Source organism: Gordonia sihwensis, assembly GCF_029632925.1.
Lineage (GTDB): Bacteria > Actinomycetota > Actinomycetes > Mycobacteriales > Mycobacteriaceae > Gordonia > Gordonia sihwensis.
On the sequence record NZ_CP121248.1, the window covers coordinates 1,436,432 to 1,456,150 of the forward strand.

The following is a 19,719-nucleotide window of genomic DNA, read 5'->3' on the forward strand; positions in this document are numbered from 1 at the left end:
GAACGGTTCCGGAGTTCGTCACAGCGCGCTCACCACCAGGGTCAGGGCGGCCACCGCGACGGTGCCCGCGAGTATCGAAAGGGCATACGACCGGACGAAGCCGTTCTGTCCGCGCCTGGCCAGGACCGACAGTCCGGTGACGCCGGCTCCGACCCCCGCGGGCACCGCGCCGAGACCACGGTCCTCCGCCCGTACCAGCCCGGCGGTGAGCCGGGCACCGGGGATCGCGAAGACCCGTTCGTTGAAGGCGTCGCCGTACAGGTCGGCGCGCGCCGCGACGGTGAGACCCGAGACGTCGGCCGGTGCCGTCTCCGGGACATCACCCCGCCCGTACTGACGCCAGGCGATCGCCGCGCCGACCACCACTACGGCCAGCACGATCACGGTCACGGACCAGGCGGGCAGCGGACCGCTCTCCTCGGGGACGGCGCCGACCACCGGCGCGAGGAAGTCGGCGAGCGAGCCGCCGATCGCGAGCAGACCGCCCGAGAGCAGGGAGCCGGCCGCCAGCACGATCATCGGCCCGGTCATCGACCGCGGCGCCTCATGCGGCTTGGCGTCGGGTGCCCACCGCTTCTCGCCGAGGAAGGTCAGAACCATCACGCGCGTCATGTAGAAGGCGGTGACTCCCGCGCCGACGACGGCCACCCCGCCCAGCAGCCATCCGCGAACACCGCCGTCACCGAAAGCGGCCTCGATGATGTGGTCTTTGGAGTAGAAGCCCGCGAACGGCGGGACGCCGATGATCGCGAGGTAGCCGAACCCGAACGTGACGAACGTGATCGGCATGGCGGCCCGGAGCCCTCCGAAGCGCCGCATGTCGGTCTCGTCGTTCATCGCGTGCATCACCGAGCCGGACCCGAGGAACAGTCCGGCCTTGAAGAATCCGTGGGTGAGCAGATGCAGGATCGCGAAGGCGTACCCGGCGGGCCCGAGTCCGGCGGCGAGGACCATGTAGCCGATCTGACTCATGGTGGAGGCGGCGAGCGCCTTCTTGATGTCGTCCTTGGCGCAGCCGATGATCGCGCCGAAGAGAAGGGTCACCGCGCCGACGACCACGACGGCGGTCTGCGCGTGCGGAGCCAGATCGAACAGCGGCGCCGACCGGGTGATCAGGTAGACGCCCGCGGTCACCATGGTCGCCGCGTGGATCAGCGCCGAGACCGGGGTGGGGCCCTCCATCGCGTCGCCGAGCCAGGCCTGCAGCGGCACCTGCGCCGACTTCGCGCACGCGCCGAGCAGCAGCATGAAGCAGATCGCCGTCAGCGTCGCCTCACTCGCGGTGGCCGCCGAGCCGAAGACACCGTCGAAGCTCACCGAGCCGAAGGTCGCGAACATGACGGCCAGCGCGATCACCATGCCGATGTCGCCCACCCGATTCATCACGAAGGCCTTCTTGGCCGCCGTCGCGGCACTCGGCTTGTGCTGCCAGAAGCCGATCAGCAGGTACGACGCCAGACCGACGCCCTCCCAGCCCAGATACAGCCCGAGGTAGCTGTCGGCGAGCACGAGGATCAGCATCGCCGCGACGAACAGGTTGAGGTATGCGAAGAACCGGCGGCGGTCGGGGTCGTGACTCATGTAGCCGATCGAGTAGACGTGGATCAGCGCGCCGACGACGGTGATCAGCAGCACGAAGCACATCGACAGCTGGTCCAGGCGCAGCGCGGCGTCGACGCTGAAATCACCGGCGGTGATCCACCGGTAGCTTCCGCTGGTCACTGTGCGGGCCCCGCCGTCGCGCCCGATCATGCCGATCCACATCGCGATTCCGAGCACCGCCGACACCGTCACCAGCGCGGTGGCGGCGAGGTGGCCCCAGCGGTCGGTGCGGCGGCCGGCGATCAGCAGGACGGCCGCGCCGAGGGCGGGCAGTCCGGGGATCAGCCAGAGCAGGGCGCTGGTGAGATCGTGGCTCATCGGTTCACCGCCTCAACAGGTCGGCGTCGTCGACCGAGGCCGACCTGCGGGTACGGAAGATCATCATGATGATCGCCAGTCCCACCACCACCTCGGCGGCGGCGACGACCATCGTGAAGAAGGCGATCACCTGACCGTCGAGGCTGCCGTGCATGCGGGCGAAGGTGACGAACGAGAGGTTGCCCGCATTGAGCATCAACTCGATGCACATGAACACCACGATCGCGTTGCGTCGAAGCAGGACGCCCGAGGCGCCGATCGCGAACAGCAGCGCCGAGAGATACAGGTAGTTGGCCGGGTTCATCGGCGTTCCTCCAACGTCATCGGTCCTCCAGCGCCGGATCGGACTCCGCCTCCCGCGCGGCGTCGATCTCCCGCGCGGTGATCGTCGCGTTCACCGACAGCTTCGACGGCGATCCGTCCGGCTCGCGCGCCGGAACGTCGACGGCGTTGTGCCGCGCGTACACGCCGGGCGGAGGCAGCGGTGTGACGTGACCGCCGTTCTTGAAGCGCTCCACCGACCGCTCGCGCTGCCCGCGGCGCGGACCGAAGCGCTCGCGGTGCGCCAGGACCATCGCTCCGAGGGTGGCGGTGATCAGGAGTGCGCCGGTGAGCTCGAAGGCCCACAGATAGCGGCCGAAGATCAGTTCGGCGAGCGCGCGGATGTTCTCGTTGCCGCCGCCGGGCGCGGCGGAGTGGCTGTGATCGGGGGCGCCGGCGAAGGTCGCCAGCGAGGCGGTGCCGATCGCGGCGATCAGCAGAACGGCGAAGCCCAGGCCGAGCCCCGCGGCCGCGAATCGCTGGCCCCGGATGGTCTCCACCAGCGACTCCGAGGAGTCGATTCCGATCAGCATCAGCACGAACAGGAACAGCATCATCACCGCGCCGGTGTAGACCACCACCTGCACCACACCGAGGAAGAGAGCGCCCTGCATCACGTAGAAGACCGCCAGCACGATCATGGTCATCGCGAGGAAGACGGCCGAATAGACGGCTTTGGGACTCAGCACCACCCCGAGCGCCCCGATCACCACCACCGCGCCGAGCACCCAGAAGGTGACGGCCTCGGTGCCGGAGGTACGGACGAGTTCCTCGGCCAGCATCGACGTCATGCGTCGGGCCCCACGTCGCCGCGATAGTAGTTCTCCGCGCGGGTTCCCTCGGCCATCGGGTGCGGCGTGGGCCTCATCCCCGGTTCCATCGGAGCCAGCAGCTGGTCCTTCTCGTAGATCATTCCGGCGCGCGTCGGCGCGGCCATCTCGTACTCGTTGGTCATGGTCAGCGCGCGGGTGGGGCAGGCCTCGATGCACAGTCCGCATCCGATGCAGCGCAGGTAGTTGATCTGGTACACGCGCCCGTAGCGCTCACCGGGAGAGTAACGCTCGTCGTCGGTGTTGTCGGCGCCCTCGACGTAGATCGCGTCGGCGGGACACGCCCACGCGCAGAGTTCACAGCCGATGCACTTCTCCAGTCCGTCGGCGTACCGGTTGAGCTGGTGTCTGCCGTGGTAGCGCCGGGCGGTCGGTTCCTTCTGCTCCGGATACTGTTCGGTGATCGTCTTGCGGAACATGCCGGAGAAGGTGACGCCGAAGCCGGCGAGAGCGTCGGGGAGTCTGGAATCAGACATGAGGGGCCTCCTTGGACGTCGAGCGCGGAAGCATGGGATCGGGCAGCACCTGGCCCGGCAGCGGCGGGACGGGGAACCCGCCCGCCATCGGATCGAACGGGGCGGCGGGATCCGGACGGTCGGGCGCGGGCCCGGGACGCCGGCCGACCACCCGCGCGATCGTGAACAGCAGCGCCGCCGCGACGACCAGACCGGCGGCCGCCAGGATCACCCCCGCCGTCCACTCGGACGAGTCACGGGTGGCCTCCCGGATCACGGCGACCACCATCACCCAGGCCAGGGCGAACGGGATCAGGACCTTCCATCCCAGACCCATGAACTGGTCGTACCGCAGTCGGGGAAGCGTGGTGCGGAGCCAGAAGAAGACGAACAGGAAGGCCCACATCTTGCCCACGAACCAGAGCAGCGGCCACCATCCCGAGTTGGCGCCGTCCCAGATCGACAGGGGCCACGGCGCCTGCCAGCCGCCCAGGAATAGCGTTGTCGCGAGCGCCGACACGGTGGCCATGTTGATGTACTCGGCGAGCATGAACATCGCGAACTTCAGCGACGAGTACTCGGTGTGGAATCCGCCGACGAGCTCGCCCTCCGCTTCGGGGAGGTCGAACGGTGCGCGATTGGTCTCACCGACCATCGAGATCGCGTAGATGACGAACGACGGCAGCACCAGCAGCACGTACCAGTGGTGGACCTGGCCCGCGACGATCTCCGAGGTCGACATCGTGCGCGAGAGCAGGAAGACCGCCGCGAACGACAGGCCCATCGCGATCTCGTAGGAGATCACCTGCGCGGTGGAACGGAGTCCCCCCAGCAGCGGATAGGTCGATCCCGACGACCAGCCGGCGAGGACGATCCCGTACACGCCGATCGACGCCATCGCCAGCACGTACAGGACCCCGACCGGCAGGTCGGTGAGCTGCAGCGGTGTGTGATGACCGAACACCGACACCTCGGGTCCCATCGGGATCACGGCGAACGCCATGATGGCCGGGACCACCGAGATGATCGGCGCCAGGAGGTAGAGCACCTTGTCCACGCCGAACGGGGTGAGGCCTTCCTTGAGTGCCAGCTTCACACCGTCGGCCAGGGATTGCAGCGCCCCGTGCCAGCCGACCCGGTTGGGGCCGATCCGATACTGCATCCGCGCCATGATCTTGCGTTCGGCGAGGATGGCGACGAGCACGGTCAGAACCAGGAAGACGAAGATGAGGACCGACTTGCCCAGCATCAGCCACCAGGCGTCGTGTCCGAAGCTCGACAGGTCAGGCATGATCGTCCCTCCCGATCGTGACGATCGCGCCCGGCTCCGCCTCGAGTATCGGGCAGACCCGCGAACCGGGGGAGTTCATCGGCAGCCACACCACGCGGTCGGGCAGATCCGTGACCGTCAGGGGAAGGGCGATCGCCCCGTGATCGGTCGAGACGACGACGCGCTCGCCGTCGGCGGCGCCGATCTCCGCGGCGGTGGCGGCCGAGAGCCGCACGGTGGCCGGCCGTGCCGTGCCCGCCAGATGCGGCTCTCCGTCCTGCATGCGGCCGAAGTCCAGGAGCATCCGCCACGACGCGAGCACGGCCTGGCCCGCCTCCGGCGCCGGCGGCTCGCCGCGCTCGGCGGCCGGTCCGGGCGCCGGCCGATGCCGTTCGCCGGTCCAGCCGCCGATCTCCGCGAACTCGCGGTGAATGGTGCCCGGGTCGTCGCACCGCAGGTCGAAACCCATCTCCCGCCCGAGCGCGTGGAGCACGCGGTGATCCGAGAGCGGCAGCGCGGCTCCGTTCGACTGCGCCGGCGGCAGGGCCACGTCGAAGGGACGCGGGCGCCCCTCCCAGTCGACGAACGTGCCCGGCTTCTCGGCCACGGCGGCCACCGGGAGCACCACGTCGGCGTGTGCGGTGACCGAACTGCGGCGAAGTTCCAGACTGACCACGAAACCGGCGGCCGCGAGTGCCGCATCGCCCGCCGACGGACTCGGCAGATCCCCGAGTTCCACGCCGCCGACGAGCGCGGCCGACAGGTCTCCGGTGGTGAGCGCACTCAAGATGTGCGCGGTGTCGCGGCCGGGTGCTGCCTGCGGTTGAACACCCCAGATCGCTGCGACGTCGCGCCGGGCCCGTTCGGAGGAGAGCGGCCGGCCGGCCGGAAGCAGGTTGGGCGCCGCACCGACGTCGAGGGCGCCGCGTTCGCCCGCCCTTCTCGGCACCCAGGCCAGTCTGGCGCCGGTGGCGGCGGCCACCTCGGCTGCGGCGGTCAGCGCACCGGGACACCCGGCGAGGCGCTCCCCGATCAGGAGCGCCGCGCCGGGTGCGGAGAGCAGTTCGTGCACGCGGGGGCCGCGCAGCACCGCGGCCTCTCGCCCCGGCACGCACTGCAGGACGGAGCCGCCGAGCTTGGCGGCACCGGGGCTGGTCCACGGTGCGACGGTGTGCACCGCCTGACCGTGACGCCGGACCGCTTTGCGCAGGCGGAGGAAGAGGATCGGGCATTCCTCTTCCGGTTCGAGTCCGGCGAGGACCACCGTCGACGCCTGCTCGAGCTCGGCGTAGGTCAGTCCGATCCCGCTGCCCGCCACATGTGCCGAGAGGAAGTCATCCTCCTCCGCCGAGTGGGTGCGGATCCGGAAGTCGACGTCGTTGGTGCCGAGCGCCACGCGGGCGAACTTGCCGTAGGCGTAGGCGTCCTCCACGGTGGCGCGGCCGCCGACGAGCACTCCGGTCCGACTGCCCGCGGCACTCAGGCCGCGCGCCGCGGCGGCGAGCGCGTACGACCACGGAGCCGGGTGCAGCTCACCGTCGTCGCCGCGCACCAGCGGTGTGGTGATGCGATCGGGCCGGGAGGTGTAGGTGAACGCCCAGCGGCCTTTGTCGCAGTTCCACTCCTCGTTCACCTCGGGGTCGTCGCCGGCCAGCCGTCGCAGCACTTCGCCGCGCCGGTGGTCGGTGCGCTGGGCGCAGCCGGCCGCGCAGTGCTCGCACACGCTGGGCGAGGAGATCAGGTCGAAGGGCCGCGAGCGGAACCGATACGCGGTGCCCGTCAACGCTCCCACCGGACAGATCTGCACGGTGTTGCCGGAGAAGTACGATTCGAAGGGTTCGTCGGCGTACGCGCTGACCTGCTGCAACGCGCCGCGTTCGGCGAGCTCGATCAGCGGATCGCCCGCGATCTCGTTGGAGAAGCGGGTGCACCGGGCGCACAGTACGCACCGTTCGCGGTCGAGCAACACCTCGCTCGACAACGGAACCGGTTTGGTGAACGTCCGTTTGACGCCGCCGTAGCGCGACTGCGGCCGTCCGGCCGACATCGCCTGGTTCTGCAGGGGACACTCGCCGCCCTTGTCGCACGTGGGGCAGTCGAGCGGGTGGTTGATGAGCAGCAGCTCCATCACGCCCTCCTGGGCGCGGCGGGCGTCGGCCGAGGTGAGCTGGGTGCGGACCACCATCCCCTCGGTGGCGACGATGGTGCACGAGGCCATCGGCTTGCGCTGGCCCTCCACGTCGACGAGGCATTGCCGGCAGGCACCGGCGGGCGCCAGCAACGGGTGGTCGCAGAAGCGCGGAATCGCCACGCCGATCAGTTCCGCGGCGCGGATCACGAGGGTGCCCTTCGGGACCGAGACCTCGACGTCGTCGATCGTCAGGGTGATCAGGTCGGTCGCCGCGGCGGTCATCGCGCGCCTCCCTCGGACTCGGGCGACACGGACGCGAAGACCGTCGACTTCTCGGGGTCGAACGGGCAGCCGCCCGGATGCCCGTCGTGCGGGAAGTGCGCCAGGTACTCGTCGCGGAAGTGGGTCAGCGAGCTCATGATCGGGGCACCGGCGGCGTCGCCCAGAGCGCAGAACGACTTGCCGACCACACTGTCGGTGACGTCGGTGAGCGTGGTGAGGTCGGCTTCGGTGGCGTCGCCGGCCTCCAGGCGACGCATCAGCTGCACCAGCCAGTAGGTGCCCTCGCGGCAGGGGGTGCACTTCCCGCAGGATTCGTGCGCGTAGAACTCCGTCCACCGCAGGACGGCGCGGACCACGCACACCGTCTCGTCGAAGATCTGCAGCGCCTTGGTTCCGAGCATGGAGCCCGCGGCCCCCACTCCTTCGTAATCGAGCGGGATGTCGAGGTGCTCGGCGGTGAACATCGGAGTCGACGACCCGCCGGGCGTCCAGAACTTCAGCTCGTGACCGGCGCGCACGCCGCCGGCCCGCGCCAGCAGCTCGCGCAGGGTGATCCCGAGCGGTGCCTCGTACTGGCCCGGCCGGGCGACGTGGCCGGAGAGGGAGTACATGGTGAAGCCCGGCGACTTCTCGGTTCCGAACTCGCGGAACCAGTCCGGTCCGTTGCGCATGATCGACGGCACGCTGGCGATCGATTCCACGTTGTTCACGACGGTCGGACTGGCGTACAGCCCGGCGACGGCGGGGAACGGCGGCCGCAGTCGCGGCTGTCCGCGACGGCCCTCCAGTGAGTCGAGGAGCGCGGTCTCCTCACCGCAGATGTAGGCGCCCGCGCCGGCGTGCACCACCAGGTCGAGCGCGAAGCCCGACCCGAGGACGTCGCGGCCCAGCAGCCCGGCGTCGTAGGCCTCCTCGACGGCGGTGCGCAGGCGGCGGACCACGCCGGCCACCTCGCCGCGCACGTAGATGAAGGCATGGTGGGCACGGATCGCGTAGGCCGCGATGATCACCCCCTCCACCAGCGTGTGCGGCGAGGCCAGGAGCAGCGGCATGTCCTTGCAGGTGCCCGGCTCCGACTCGTCGGCGTTGACCACGAGGTAGTGCGGTGTCCCGTCGCCGCCGGGTGCCGGGCCCTGCGGGATGAACGACCATTTGGTGCCGACCGGGAAGCCCGCGCCGCCGCGGCCCCGGAGCCCGGACGCCTTGACCTGCTCGATCACCTCGTCGGGCGACAGTCGCAGCGCGGCCTTGAGCCCCTGATACCCGTTCTGGCCCATGTAGCTGCGCAGCGTCCACGACTCCGGCTCGTCCCAGTGTCTGCTGAGTATCGGAACGCGGGCCGGTTCCGGGGTGGACGAGGGCAGGCTCACGGCGATCATTTCGGCGCCTCCTCCACGCCGGCCAGCAGGCGTGCCGTCTGGCGGAACGTGCACAGTGTGTCCGATCCGCGCGTCGGCGATCGCGGCACGCCGGCGCGCAGATCGTCGAGGAGCTGTTGCACCGATTCGGGAGTCTGGTCGTCGAAGAACTCCCAGTTGACCATCACCACCGGCGCGTGGTCGCAGGCCGCATTGCACTCGACGTGCTCGACGGTGACCCGCCCGTCGGCGGTGGTCTCGCCGGGGCGGACGCCGAGCTCATCGGTGATCCGGGAGGCGATCGCATCGCCGCCCATCACCGCGCACAGCGTGTTGGTGCAGATCCCGACCAGGTAGTCGCCGGTGGGTGCGCGGCGGTACATCGAGTAGAAGGTCGCCACCGACGCCACCTGCGCCGCGGTCAGGTCGAGCTGCTCCGCGCAGAAGGCGATCCCGGCTCGGGTGAGGTAGCCGTCGTGACTCTGGACCAGATGCAGCAGCGGAAGCAGCGCCGAGCGCGACTGCGGGTAGCGGCCGATGATCGTGGCCGCGTCGTCGGCCAGTGCCGCGGTGTCCTCGGCCGAATAGTGCTCGGGACCGGCGAACTCCACCGGCGGATGCGGGACTCCGGTCGAGTAGACCGGCGGACCGGCCGACAACTCCAGGCGGACGGGTTCATTCATCGGTCGACGCCTCCCATCACCGGATCGATGCTGGCGACCGCGGTGATCACGTCGGCCACCAGGCCGCCCTCGCACATCGCGGCCACGGCCTGCAGATTGGTGAACGACGGATCGCGGAAGTGGACGCGGTAGGGCCGGGTGCCGCCGTCGGAGACCATGTGGACACCGAGCTCGCCGCGTGGCGACTCGATCGCGACGTAGCACTGACCGGACGGCACGCGCATCCCCTCGGTCACGAGCTTGAAGTGATGGATCAGCGCTTCCATCGACATCCCCATGATCTCGGCGATGTGCTCGGGAGAGTTGCCCAGACCGTCGGGGCCGACGGCGAGGTCGGCGGGCCAGGCCAGCTTGCGGTCGGCCACCATCACCGGTCCCGGCTCTAGGGCGTCCAGGCACTGCCGGGCGATCCGGACGGACTGCTTCATCTCCTCCACGCGGATGAGGTAGCGGCCGTAGGCGTCGCAGCCGGTATCGGTGACGACGTCGAACTCGTAGTTCTCGTAGCCACAGTACGGATCCGATCTACGCAGGTCGTACGGTAGTCCGGCGGCGCGGAGGACCGGGCCGGTGACGCCGAGCGCCATGGCGCCGGTGAGGTCGAGGTAGCCGACGCCCTGGGTCCGGGCCTTCCAGATGTAGTTGTCGGTGAGCAGTGACTCCACCTCGCCGATCTGGGCGCCGAGCGCGTCGAGGACGGCGGCGATCTTCGCCTCGGCGCCGTCGGGCAGGTCCTGCGACACTCCGCCGGGACGGATGAACGCGTGGTTCATCCGCAGTCCGGTGATGTCCTCGAAGAGGTCGAGGATCGTCTCGCGGGCGCCGAAGCCGAGGAACATCGGCGTCACGGCGCCCAATTCCATGCCGCCGGTCGCGAGAGCCACCAGATGCGAGGCGATGCGATTGAGCTCCATGAGCAGCACCCGGATCACGCTCGCGCGCGCGGGGATGTCGTCGGTGATGCCGAGCAGCTTCTCCACCGCCAGGCAGTAGGCGGTCTCGTTGAAGAACGGCGAGAGATAGTCCATCCGGGTCACGAACGTGACCCCCTGCGTCCAGGTCCGGTACTCGAGGTTCTTCTCGATTCCCGTGTGCAGGTAACCCACTCCGCACCGCGCCTCGGTGACGGTCTCGCCGTCGATCTCCAGGATCAGGCGAAGAACCCCGTGCGTCGACGGGTGCTGCGGGCCCATGTTGACGACGATCCGCTCGTCGTCGGGGGCGGCGGCCGCGCGTTCGCGGACCGCGCTGACGACCTCCTGCCAGTCGCGGCCGGAGACGGTGAACGTGGATTCTCCGGTCATCAGTTGTACCGCCTCCGCTGATCGGGCGGCGCGATCGTCGCACCCTTGTACTCGACCGGGATGCCGCCGAGCGGATAGTCCTTGCGTTGCGGGTGGCCCTCCCAGTCGTCCGGCATCTCGATGCGGGTCAGCGACGGGTGTCCGTCGAAGACGATGCCGAAGAAGTCGTACGTCTCCCGCTCGTGCCAGTCGTTGGTCGGATACACCGGCAGCAGGGAGACCACGTGCGGGTCGGCGTCGGGTATCGCGACCTCCAGCCGGACACGGCGGTTGTGGGTGATCGACCGCAGCGGGTACACGGCGTGGAGTTCGCGTCCGGCCTCGTCGGGGTAGTGCACCCCGCTGACACCGAGGCACAGTTCGAAGCGGAGGGCGGGCTCGTCGCGCAGCGCGGCCGCGACCGGCAGCAGGTGCTCCCGGGTCACGAAGATCGTCATCTCGCCGCGGTCGACGACGGTCTTCTCCACGGCGTCGTCGAACGGGACGCCGCGGCGGTCCAGCGCGGTCTCCAACTCGTCGAGGATCTCGTCGAAGTAGCCGCCGAAGGGGCGGGTCGTGTTGCCCGGCAGCGTGATCGGTGCGACGAGGCGACCGTATCCCGATGTGTCGCCGGTCCCGGTGACGCCGAACAGGCCGTGTCGTGCTCCGATCACCTCGTGCTCGGGCCGCGGCCGCGACACCTCGCCGTTCATCGCAGCAGTCCCTTCATCTCGATGGTCGCCGGGGCGGAGAGTGCGGCGGCCTCGGCGGCGCGGATCGCCTCCTCCCGGTGGACGCCGAGCGGCATCTGCTGAATCTGCTCGTGGAGCATCAGGATCGCGTTGAGCAGCATCTCCGGCCGCGGCGGGCAGCCGGGGAGGTAGATGTCGACCGGCACCACGTGGTCGACGCCCTGGACGATCGCGTAGTTGTTGAACATCCCGCCGGAGGACGCGCAGACGCCCATCGCGAGGACCCACTTCGGCTCGGCCATCTGGTCGTAGATCTGGCGGAGAACCGGTGCCATCTTCTGGCTGACGCGTCCGGCCACGATCATCAGATCGGCCTGCCGGGGAGAGGCTCGGAAGGCCTCCATGCCGAAGCGAGCGAGGTCGTAACGGCCGGCTGTGGTGGCCATCATCTCGATCGCGCAGCAGGCCAGCCCGAAGGTCGCGGGCCACAGGGACCCCTTGCGCATGTAGCCCGCCAGCTTCTCGACTGTGCTCAGCAGGAACCCGCCGGGGAGTTGCTCTTCGAGTCCCATTGCCCGCCTCCTTCGGTCGTGCTCGTTCGCAGTGCTCTCAGTCCCAGCGGAGTCCTCCGCGACGCCATTCGTAGGCGTAGGCGACTGAGACGTTGACGAGGAAGAGGGCGACGGCGATGAGCCCGAACCACCCGAGACTCTCGGAGGCCACCGCCCAGGGGTAGAGGAAGACGATCTCGATGTCGAAGATGATGAACAGCATCGCGGTGAGGTAGTACTTCACCGGGAATCGCTGGACGACGCCGGCGGTCGGGGGCAGCGGTTCGATACCGCATTCGTAGGCCTCGAGTTTGGCGCGGTTGCGGCGGCGAGGGCCGATCACGGAGGCGATGACCACGGAGACGAGTGCGAACGCCAGCGCGATGGCACCCAGTACGAGGATCGGTCCGTAAGCGTTCATGCCGGCGTAGCCTCCACTTCCGCAGTGCTGGTCGAGACGGCCATCACGTGCCAGATGATCTGTGACTCAACCCACACCCTACTCACGTAATTGCGTGTGCTGTGGGACTTCTCGGTGAAGTCGCGAGTCGGCGAGGGCTACCGCAACAGCGCGACGACGGTCCGCGGCAGCTCCAGCGGATCCACCGGGAGATCGGCGGTGGCGTCGGCCCGCGACCAGTCGGCGAGCCAGCGGTCGGCCCGGCGAGCGATGAGCACGAGCAGCGGGGGGCACGGGTCGTATTCGTCGCGGATCTGCTTGGCCAGACCGAGCCCGCCGGTGGGCGCGGACTCGCCGTCGAGCACCGCGAGATCGACCGTCCCCTCGTCGAGGTGAGCGAGCACCATCGGCGCGGTGGCCACCTCGATGTACTCCAGATCGGGAAGGTCGGGGTGGAGGCGTTCGCCGAGTGCGCTGAGGACCTGGCGGCGGGTGCCGGAGTCGTCGGAGTAGACGAGGACCCGCGCAGTGACGCGATCGTCGGCCGGAGAACTGTTCGAGCGGCTCACGGTGTCGACCCTAGTGCGACGCGGTCGCCGTCTGGGTGCTTTCGCCGAGCGGGTGCTCGGTCACCGGTGTTCGATCGCGTACCGGACGCGAGCCGCCGCGGCGGCGACCGCGGCGTGAACGTCGTCGCCGGTGAGGAGGCGGGTCACCAGTGCGGCGGTGAAGGTGTCGCCGAGTCCCTTCGCCCAGGTCGCGATCTCCGGGCCCGACACGGTCCGCTGCTCGTCGGCGGTCACGATGAGGTTGTCGATCACGCCCGCGTCGGTGTGCACGCCCGTCACGATCACGGTGCAGTGATCGGAGGGCGCGCGGCCGGCGGGGAGGAGGAGTCTGCGTGCCAGGCCGGTGATGCCGGAGTCGGCCTCATCCGAGGCTTCGCCGGCGGGGTGTTCGGGGCCGACGAGGTGCTCGAGTTCGAATCGGTTCGGCGTGAGTACCGCCGCCAGCGGCACCAGCGCGTCGCGGAGTGCCGGGGCGACGGCGGGGTCGGTGTAGAAGCCGACGTCCGAGTCGCCGAAGGTCGGATCGAGGATCAGCGGCGGACGCTCGCGCTCGTCGAGTGAGCGGTACCACGCGGCGATGGCGTGCGCCTGTCCCGGCGACGCCAGATAGCCGACGGCTATCGCCTCCACCGCGCGCAGGGCGCCCGTGGCGCCGAGGTCGCGCAGGGCGGCGTCGATCCATTCCGGCGTGACCTCGACGGTCTGCACCGACGGGTAATGGGGGAGATTGCTCAGGACGAGTGTGGGAACGGCCGCACAACGGACACCGGCCTCTTCGTAGACGGGCATGGCCGCGTTGAGACCGACGGAGCCGAAGACCAGTTGCGACCCGAAGGCGACCACTCGTGCCGGGCGCGGATCGAGTTCGAAGTCGCGGGCGTCGTCGGTGGTGTACATGGCGCTCGACACCTTACCGGTACGACACACATGATCGACGCCACTGGGACCTCACACTCGGCGTCGCCAGAACGTCTGCTCTATGAATGGAAAGCGAGGTGAGTGCGATGACGAGACGACACGCGGTGGTGGACACCGAACTGGGCCGGTTGACCATGGTCGCCGACGGCTCGGCACTGACAGCCGTCTACTTCCCCCACCACTGGCATCTGCCGCCCGAAACGGAGTACGGGGAGCCGACCGCCGCCGACGACCCGGTGTTCGTCCAGGCGGCCCGGGAACTCGACGAGTACGTCGCCGGCGACCGGCGTGAGTTCGACGTCGAGATCGCGACCTCCGGAGACGATTTCTCCGAACGGGTGTGGGCGATGCTGAGAGAGATCCCGTACGGGGAGACGACGACGTACGGTGAGCTCGCGCGCAGGCTCGGCAACCCGCGCCTGGCACAGCGCGTCGGTCAGTGCGTGGGCCGCAACCCGATCAGCGTGATCATTCCGTGCCACCGCGTGATCGGCGCGGACGGCTCGCTCACCGGGTACGCCGGCGGGCTGGATCGCAAACGTCGGCTGCTGGAGATCGAAGAACCGCCGGAGGTGTCCGATGCCCGCCTGTTCTGACGATCCACGATGAGGGAGCCCTTCGACCGGATCGTCGCGCAGCACGGAGCCGTTGTGCTGCGCGTGTGCCGCGGTGTGCTCGGTGCCGGCCCGGATGCGGACGACGCGTGGTCGGAGACCTTTCTGGCGGCGCTGCGAGCGTGGCCGGATCTGGAGGAGGGCACCGACGTCGAAGCCTGGCTGGTCCGGGTGGCGCAACGGAAGGCGATCGACGTCATCCGGGCGCGTGCGCGGAACGCGGTGCCGATCGACGAGGTGCCCGAACGGGAGTCGCAATACGGGCTGCCGGGAACCGGGGACGCGGACGTGTGGGACGCGGTCGCCGACCTCCCGCCCCGGCAGCGTCTGGCGGTCGGCTACCACTACCTCGCTCGGCTCAGTCACGTCGAGACGGCCGAGATCATCGGCGGAACGCCCGCGGCGGTCCGGCGCGCCGCCGCCGACGGCATCAGATCCCTGCGCAAGACCTACGGCACCACCGGCACCTGCTCGGAGAAGGGAGGCCCGCGATGACGGACCTGTTCCCGGTCGCACCGGACGACCTCGGCCGGCTGCACGCCCGGCTCACGACAGCCGCTGACGAGAACGCGCTGCTGGACGTGGCGTATCGGACGGTCGAGACCCCGATCGGGCCGCTGCTCCTGGCCGCCACCGAGGCCGGATTGGTCCGCATCGCGTTCGAGAGCGAGGACTTCGACGCGGTGCTGGACGTTCTGGCCGCGAAGGTGAGTTCCCGGATACTTCGCGCGCCGCGTCGGCTCGACGTCGTCGCAGCACAGTTGGACGAGTACTTCCGCGGCCGGCGCCGGCAATTCGACGTGGCGCTGGACTTCCGGCTGTCGTCCGGCTTCCGGCAGACGGTGCAGCGGTATCTGCCGCACATCGGGTACGGGCACACGCAGTCGTACCGGGAGGTCGCCGAGTCGGTGGGTAACCCGGGGGCCGTGCGCGCGGTCGGCACCGCATGCGCCACCAACCCGTTGCCCGTCGTCGTCCCATGCCATCGGGTGCTGCGCGCCGACGGGAGCCTCGGCGGCTATCTGGGGGGCGTCGAAGCGAAGACGGCACTGCTGACGCTGGAGCGTGTCGCGTGAACGGGAGCCCGAACTCGCTCTTCGGCGACGACGATCCGGGGCGGCCGCCGCCCGAGCTCCCGGACGGCGCGGCGCTGGTCCGCGGGTGGCTCACGCCGCACCAGCAGCGGTGGTTGGTCGCGCAGTACCGCCGGTGGGCGGCCGGACCGGTGCCGCCGCATTCGGCGCGCATCGGGGAGCATCGGATGAGCGTGCGGACCGTCTGCCTCGGCTGGCATTGGCGTCCGTACCGGTACTCGCGCGACGCCGTCGACGTCAACGGGCGCCGGGTGCTCGGCTTCCCGGACTGGATGGTGCGGCTGGGGCGCCAGGCGCTGACGGCGGCCGGCGATCCGAGCGCCGAGCGGTACACGCCCGACACGGCGCTTGTGAACTACTACGACGCCGGCGCGAGGATGGGGATGCATCAGGACCGGGACGAGGTGTCGCGCGAGCCGGTGGTCTCGCTGTCGATCGGCGATACGGCGCGTTTCCGGTTCGGCAACACCGAGAACCGGAGTCGACCGTACCGGGACTTCGACCTGGAGTCGGGGGACCTGTTCGTCTTCGGCGGACCGTTGCGGCTGGCGTATCACGGCGTGCAGCGCATCCATCCGGGCACCGCGCCGGACGACTGCGGTCTCGCGGCGGGCCGGATCAACATCACCATGCGGGTCACCGGGCTGTCGGAGTGATGGCGAGCCGAAGCCGGTGACGGGCGAGTGAGGATTTCAGGAAGGACACCATGACTGCAGAACCCGAGGACGTCACCGGCTCCGGCCTGGTGGTCGGCGACGACGGCCTCGCGCGCCCGGTGTGGGCGAGCACCGATCCGCTCCTTCGCGAGTACTACGACACCGAGTGGGGTGTGCCCGTGCGTGATGAGCAGGGCCTCTACGAACGACTCAGTCTCGAGGCCTTCCAGTCGGGGCTGTCGTGGGCGACGATTCTGCGCAAACGCCCCGCGTTCCGCCGGGCCTTCGACGGCTTCGATCCGGAACGCGTGGCCCGCTACGGCGAGGCCGACGTCGCCCGACTGATGAACGACGCCGGGATCGTGCGCAACCGAGCGAAGATCCTCGCCGCGATCACCAACGCCGGGGCCACCCTGTCGCTGCGCGAGAAGGGCGGTCTGGCCGAGTTCATCTGGAGCTTCCGGCCCGACGAGACGCCGCGTCCGCGCACGCACGCGGACGTGCCCACCCAGTCGCCCGAGTCGAAGGCGCTGGCGAAAGCGCTGAGACGCGAAGGCTTCTCCTTCGTCGGACCGACCACGATGTACGCGCTGATGGAGGCGGTCGGAATCGTCGACACCCATCTGCTGGGCTCTCATCGCCGGGGGACGTCGGGGGTATGGCCGGACTGACGCCGGCGCCGTGTGGGCGAGGGTTTGTGCCGCTTACTACAGCTAGCGACGCAGGTCAGCGGAATCAGAAGTGTGTGCAACGTCTCGCATTCGCGAGTCGAGTCGTTTTGAATCACCGGCAGCGGGACAATGGATGCGACTAAATATCAGAGAGTTCCACAAGAACGACGATCAGATAAGAGGTTTCCACCTATGGCCTCCACGGACCAGACGATCATCTACACCCTCACCGACGAGGCACCGCGACTCGCGACCTCCGCGTTCCTGCCGATCATCCGCACGTTCGCAGAACCCGCCGGCATCGACGTCCAGACCAGTGACATCTCGGTAGCAGCGCGCATCCTCGCCGCGTTCCCGGACTATCTGACCGACGAGCAGAAGGTGCCCGATAATCTCGCCGAGCTCGGTCGGCTGACGCAGAAGCCCGACACCAACATCATCAAGCTCCCCAACATCAGCGCATCGGTTCCGCAGCTGAACGCGGCCATCCACGAGCTGCAGGCCAAGGGTTACGCGGTCCCGGACTACCCCCAGGATCCGAAGACCCCGGAGGAGGAGGAGATCCGCAACCGCTACTCGGCATGTCTGGGCAGTGCGGTCAATCCCGTTCTCCGCGAAGGTAACTCCGACCGGCGCGCGCCGAAGGCCGTCAAGGAGTACGCGCGCAAGAACCCGCACAGCATGGGTAAGTGGTCGATGGCCTCGCAGTCGCACGTGGCGCACATGACGCACGGCGACTTCTACGCGGGCGAGAAGTCGATGATCATGGACCACGCGTGCGAGGCGCGCATGGAGGTGGTGACCGCCGACGGCGAGACGCACGTGATGAAGACGGTGCCGCTGGACGAGGGCGACGTCATCGACAGCATGTTCATGAGCAAGAAGGCGCTGCTCGAGTTCTACGAGGAGCAGCTCAACGACGCCAAGGAGACCGGCGTCATGTTCTCGCTCCACGTCAAGGCCACCATGATGAAGGTCTCGCACCCGATCGTCTTCGGCCACTGCGTCAAGGTGTTCTACAAGGACGCCTTCGCCAAGCACGGCGCTCTCTTCGACGAACTCGGCGTCAACGTCAACAACGGCCTCGTGGACCTCTACGAGAAGATCGACACACTGCCCGCGTCCAAGCGCGAGGAGATCATCGAGGATCTGCACCGCTGCCACGAGCATCGCCCGGAGTTGGCGATGGTCGACTCGGCGCGCGGCATCTCGAACTTCCACTCGCCCAGCGATGTGATCGTCGACGCGTCGATGCCTGCCATGATCCGCATCGGCGGCAAGATGTACGGCGCCGACGGCCGCAAGAAGGACACCAAGGCGGTGATGCCGGAGTCGACCTTCGCGCGGATCTACCAGGAGATCATCAACTTCTGCAAGACCAACGGCGCGTTCGACCCCACCACCATGGGCACGGTGCCGAACGTCGGACTGATGGCGCAGAAGGCCGAGGAGTACGGCTCGCACGACAAGACCTTCGAGATCCCGCAGGACGGCGTCGCCAACATCGTCGACGCGGGCACCGGCGAGGTGCTTCTGTCGCAGAACGTCGAGGCCGGCGACATCTGGCGCATGTGCATCGTCAAGGACGCGCCGATCCAGGACTGGGTCAAGCTGGCCGTCACGCGTTCGCGCGCCTCGGGGATGCCCGCGGTGTTCTGGCTCGACCCGTACCGTCCGCACGAGAACAACCTGATCACGCTGGTCAAGAAGTACCTGAAGGACCACGACACCGAGGGCCTGGACATCCAGATCATGTCCCAGGTGCGCGCCATGCGCTACACCCTCGAGCGCGCCTGGCGCGGTCTCGACACCATCTCGGTGACCGGCAACATCCTGCGCGACTACCTGACCGACCTGTTCCCGATCCTGGAGCTGGGCACCAGCGCCAAGATGCTCTCGATCGTGCCGCTGATGGCCGGCGGCGGACTCTACGAGACCGGTGCGGGCGGCTCCGCGCCCAAGCACGTCAAGCAGTTGGTCGAGGAGAATCACCTCCGCTGGGATTCGCTGGGCGAGTTCCTGGCGCTGGCCGCAAGCCTGGAGGACATGGGCCGCAAGTACGACAACGAGAAGGCCGCGGTCCTCGCCACCACGCTCGACGCGGCGACCAGCAAGCTGCTCGACAACCGGAAGTCGCCGTCGCGCAAGACCGGCGAGCTCGACAACCGCGGCAGCCAGTTCTACCTGGCGATGTACTGGGCACAGGAGCTGGCGGCGCAGACGCAGGACGCGGAACTGGCCGCGCACTTCGCTCCGCTGGCCGAGAAGCTGGCCGCCGACGAGCAGCGCATCGTCGACGAGATCGCCGCGGTCCAGGGCCACTCGGTCGATCTCGGCGGCTACTACCTCGCCGACTCCGCGAAGCTGGAGAAGGTGATGTGCCCGAGCGAGACGCTCAACACGGCACTGGAGCAGGCGCGCGGCTGAGGTACGCGCCCACCCCGGTGACGACCGACGGACGGCCGATGGTCATCGACCATCGGCCGTCCGTCGTCTGCCGGTCATGACGGCGCGCCGGAACCCTCGCGCGGGATGAGGGCGTCCGCGGTCGACAGCGGAACCGGAGTGAACATCGCGGGCTCGTCCTCGGGATCCAGGGCCGTGGCGCGTGACTCGCCGTCCAGGTGCCAGAGCTCACCCCAGGCCCGGGACGTGGTCAGTGCCCGGCGGCAGTGCTCCAGACGGACCGCGTTGTACCCGGCGAGCGCGGCGTCCCAGTCGACGCCGCCGTCGGCGCGCCGGTGCCGGGCGCAGTGCGATACGGCCGTGCACCCAGTCGTCGAGCGGTTCCCGGTCGAACATGCGCCACCACTTGTCGCGCCACATGTGGGCCACTTCGTCGCGGACGAAGTCGACGGTGTGCTCGAAGGCCGCGTCCAGCTCATCGGGGGTGCCCCAGTCCTCTTCGCCGGCGAGGGCCTTCGGCGACTCGAAGACGTACACCTGGTTGAGCATCGCTCCGCCACGCAGGCCGTAGTGCACGAAGTGGCCCCGAGGCCCTACGTAGACGTCCACTTCCGA

The 19,719-nt window shown here is 69.0% G+C and carries 19 protein-coding genes and 1 pseudogene; 6 read left to right on the forward strand and 14 right to left on the reverse strand.

Annotation, left to right across the window (positions count from 1 at the left end; all coding sequences use genetic code 11):
• Window positions 1-18: 18 nt before the first annotated feature.
• From nuoL to P5P27_RS07005, 13 genes and pseudogenes are all read right to left on the reverse strand, one after another.
• Entirely contained in the window at window positions 19-1,920 is a 1,902-nt protein-coding gene (nuoL, locus tag P5P27_RS06945; protein ID WP_278126996.1) for an NADH-quinone oxidoreductase subunit L, read from the reverse strand.
• 4 nt (window positions 1,921-1,924) lie between these two features.
• Window positions 1,925-2,224 carry an NADH-quinone oxidoreductase subunit NuoK gene (nuoK, locus tag P5P27_RS06950; protein WP_006896570.1) on the reverse strand — a complete coding sequence of 100 codons (300 nt, stop codon included), beginning with the start codon at window positions 2,222-2,224 and terminating at the stop codon, window positions 1,925-1,927.
• A 16-nt stretch (window positions 2,225-2,240) separates the two neighbouring features.
• Window positions 2,241-3,032 carry an NADH-quinone oxidoreductase subunit J gene (locus P5P27_RS06955; protein ID WP_062367591.1) on the reverse strand — a complete coding sequence of 264 codons (792 nt, stop codon included), beginning with the start codon at window positions 3,030-3,032 and terminating at the stop codon, window positions 2,241-2,243.
• Window positions 3,029-3,547 carry an NADH-quinone oxidoreductase subunit NuoI gene (gene nuoI / locus P5P27_RS06960; RefSeq protein WP_006896572.1) on the reverse strand — a complete coding sequence of 173 codons (519 nt, stop codon included), beginning with the start codon at window positions 3,545-3,547 and terminating at the stop codon, window positions 3,029-3,031. Before nuoI ends, P5P27_RS06955 begins: the two co-directional genes overlap by 4 nt.
• Complete coding sequence (nuoH, locus tag P5P27_RS06965; RefSeq protein ID WP_006896573.1) at window positions 3,540-4,817, reverse strand: NADH-quinone oxidoreductase subunit NuoH; 1,278 nt, start codon at window positions 4,815-4,817, stop codon at window positions 3,540-3,542. Before nuoH ends, nuoI begins: the two co-directional genes overlap by 8 nt.
• Window positions 4,810-7,209, reverse strand: coding sequence for an NADH-quinone oxidoreductase subunit G (locus P5P27_RS06970; RefSeq protein WP_006896574.1), 2,400 nt, complete (start codon window positions 7,207-7,209; stop codon window positions 4,810-4,812). The genes nuoH and P5P27_RS06970 overlap by 8 nt, the downstream gene beginning before the upstream one ends.
• Window positions 7,206-9,250, reverse strand: a pseudogene (nuoF, locus tag P5P27_RS06975) (NADH-quinone oxidoreductase subunit NuoF). The gene P5P27_RS06970 and the pseudogene nuoF overlap by 4 nt, the downstream one beginning before the upstream one ends.
• Window positions 9,247-10,554, reverse strand: coding sequence for an NADH dehydrogenase (quinone) subunit D (nuoD, locus tag P5P27_RS06980; RefSeq protein ID WP_045539936.1), 1,308 nt, complete (start codon window positions 10,552-10,554; stop codon window positions 9,247-9,249). The pseudogene nuoF and the gene nuoD overlap by 4 nt, the downstream one beginning before the upstream one ends.
• On the reverse strand, window positions 10,554-11,246 hold the full coding sequence (locus P5P27_RS06985) for an NADH-quinone oxidoreductase subunit C (RefSeq protein ID WP_045539934.1): 693 nt from the start codon (window positions 11,244-11,246) through the stop codon (window positions 10,554-10,556). Before P5P27_RS06985 ends, nuoD begins: the two co-directional genes overlap by 1 nt.
• Window positions 11,243-11,797, reverse strand: a complete 555-nt coding sequence (locus P5P27_RS06990) for a NuoB/complex I 20 kDa subunit family protein (protein WP_006896579.1) — start codon at window positions 11,795-11,797, stop codon at window positions 11,243-11,245. The genes P5P27_RS06985 and P5P27_RS06990 overlap by 4 nt, the downstream gene beginning before the upstream one ends.
• A 37-nt stretch (window positions 11,798-11,834) precedes the next feature.
• A complete protein-coding gene (locus P5P27_RS06995; protein ID WP_006896580.1) occupies window positions 11,835-12,197 on the reverse strand; it encodes an NADH-quinone oxidoreductase subunit A in 363 nt (120 codons plus the stop codon).
• 137 nt (window positions 12,198-12,334) lie between these two features.
• Window positions 12,335-12,745 (reverse strand): DNA-binding transcriptional response regulator, encoded by a 411-nt coding sequence (locus P5P27_RS07000; RefSeq protein WP_006896581.1) that lies wholly within the window; start codon window positions 12,743-12,745, stop codon window positions 12,335-12,337.
• A gap of 60 nt (window positions 12,746-12,805) precedes the next feature.
• Window positions 12,806-13,642 carry a bifunctional hydroxymethylpyrimidine kinase/phosphomethylpyrimidine kinase gene (locus P5P27_RS07005; RefSeq protein ID WP_052692458.1) on the reverse strand — a complete coding sequence of 279 codons (837 nt, stop codon included), beginning with the start codon at window positions 13,640-13,642 and terminating at the stop codon, window positions 12,806-12,808.
• A 107-nt stretch (window positions 13,643-13,749) separates the two neighbouring features.
• Here P5P27_RS07005 and P5P27_RS07010 point away from each other — a divergent pair, with 107 nt between their 5' ends.
• The 6 genes from P5P27_RS07010 (at window position 13,750) to P5P27_RS07035 (ending at window position 19,125) form a co-directional block, all read left to right on the forward strand.
• Window positions 13,750-14,259 carry a methylated-DNA--[protein]-cysteine S-methyltransferase gene (locus tag P5P27_RS07010; protein ID WP_039867493.1) on the forward strand — a complete coding sequence of 170 codons (510 nt, stop codon included), beginning with the start codon at window positions 13,750-13,752 and terminating at the stop codon, window positions 14,257-14,259.
• A gap of 9 nt (window positions 14,260-14,268) precedes the next feature.
• Window positions 14,269-14,772: an RNA polymerase sigma factor gene (locus P5P27_RS07015; protein WP_006896584.1), complete on the forward strand. Its 504-nt coding sequence runs from the start codon at window positions 14,269-14,271 to the stop codon at window positions 14,770-14,772.
• Entirely contained in the window at window positions 14,769-15,353 is a 585-nt protein-coding gene (locus P5P27_RS07020; RefSeq protein WP_006896585.1) for a methylated-DNA--[protein]-cysteine S-methyltransferase, read from the forward strand. Before P5P27_RS07015 ends, P5P27_RS07020 begins: the two co-directional genes overlap by 4 nt.
• The gene (locus tag P5P27_RS07025; protein WP_372452528.1) at window positions 15,350-16,027 is read left to right on the forward strand and encodes an alpha-ketoglutarate-dependent dioxygenase AlkB family protein; all 678 of its coding nucleotides are present in this window, start codon (window positions 15,350-15,352) and stop codon (window positions 16,025-16,027) included. Before P5P27_RS07020 ends, P5P27_RS07025 begins: the two co-directional genes overlap by 4 nt.
• A gap of 50 nt (window positions 16,028-16,077) precedes the next feature.
• Entirely contained in the window at window positions 16,078-16,698 is a 621-nt protein-coding gene (locus P5P27_RS07030) for a DNA-3-methyladenine glycosylase I (protein WP_006896587.1), read from the forward strand.
• Window positions 16,699-16,890: 192 nt separating this feature from the next.
• The gene (locus tag P5P27_RS07035; RefSeq protein WP_006896588.1) at window positions 16,891-19,125 is read left to right on the forward strand and encodes an NADP-dependent isocitrate dehydrogenase; all 2,235 of its coding nucleotides are present in this window, start codon (window positions 16,891-16,893) and stop codon (window positions 19,123-19,125) included.
• Between the two features lie 207 nt (window positions 19,126-19,332).
• Here the strand turns inward: P5P27_RS07035 and P5P27_RS07040 are convergent, their stop codons facing one another.
• The gene (locus tag P5P27_RS07040; protein ID WP_006896589.1) at window positions 19,333-19,713 is read right to left on the reverse strand and encodes an FAD-dependent monooxygenase; all 381 of its coding nucleotides are present in this window, start codon (window positions 19,711-19,713) and stop codon (window positions 19,333-19,335) included.
• Window positions 19,714-19,719: the final 6 nt, after the last annotated feature.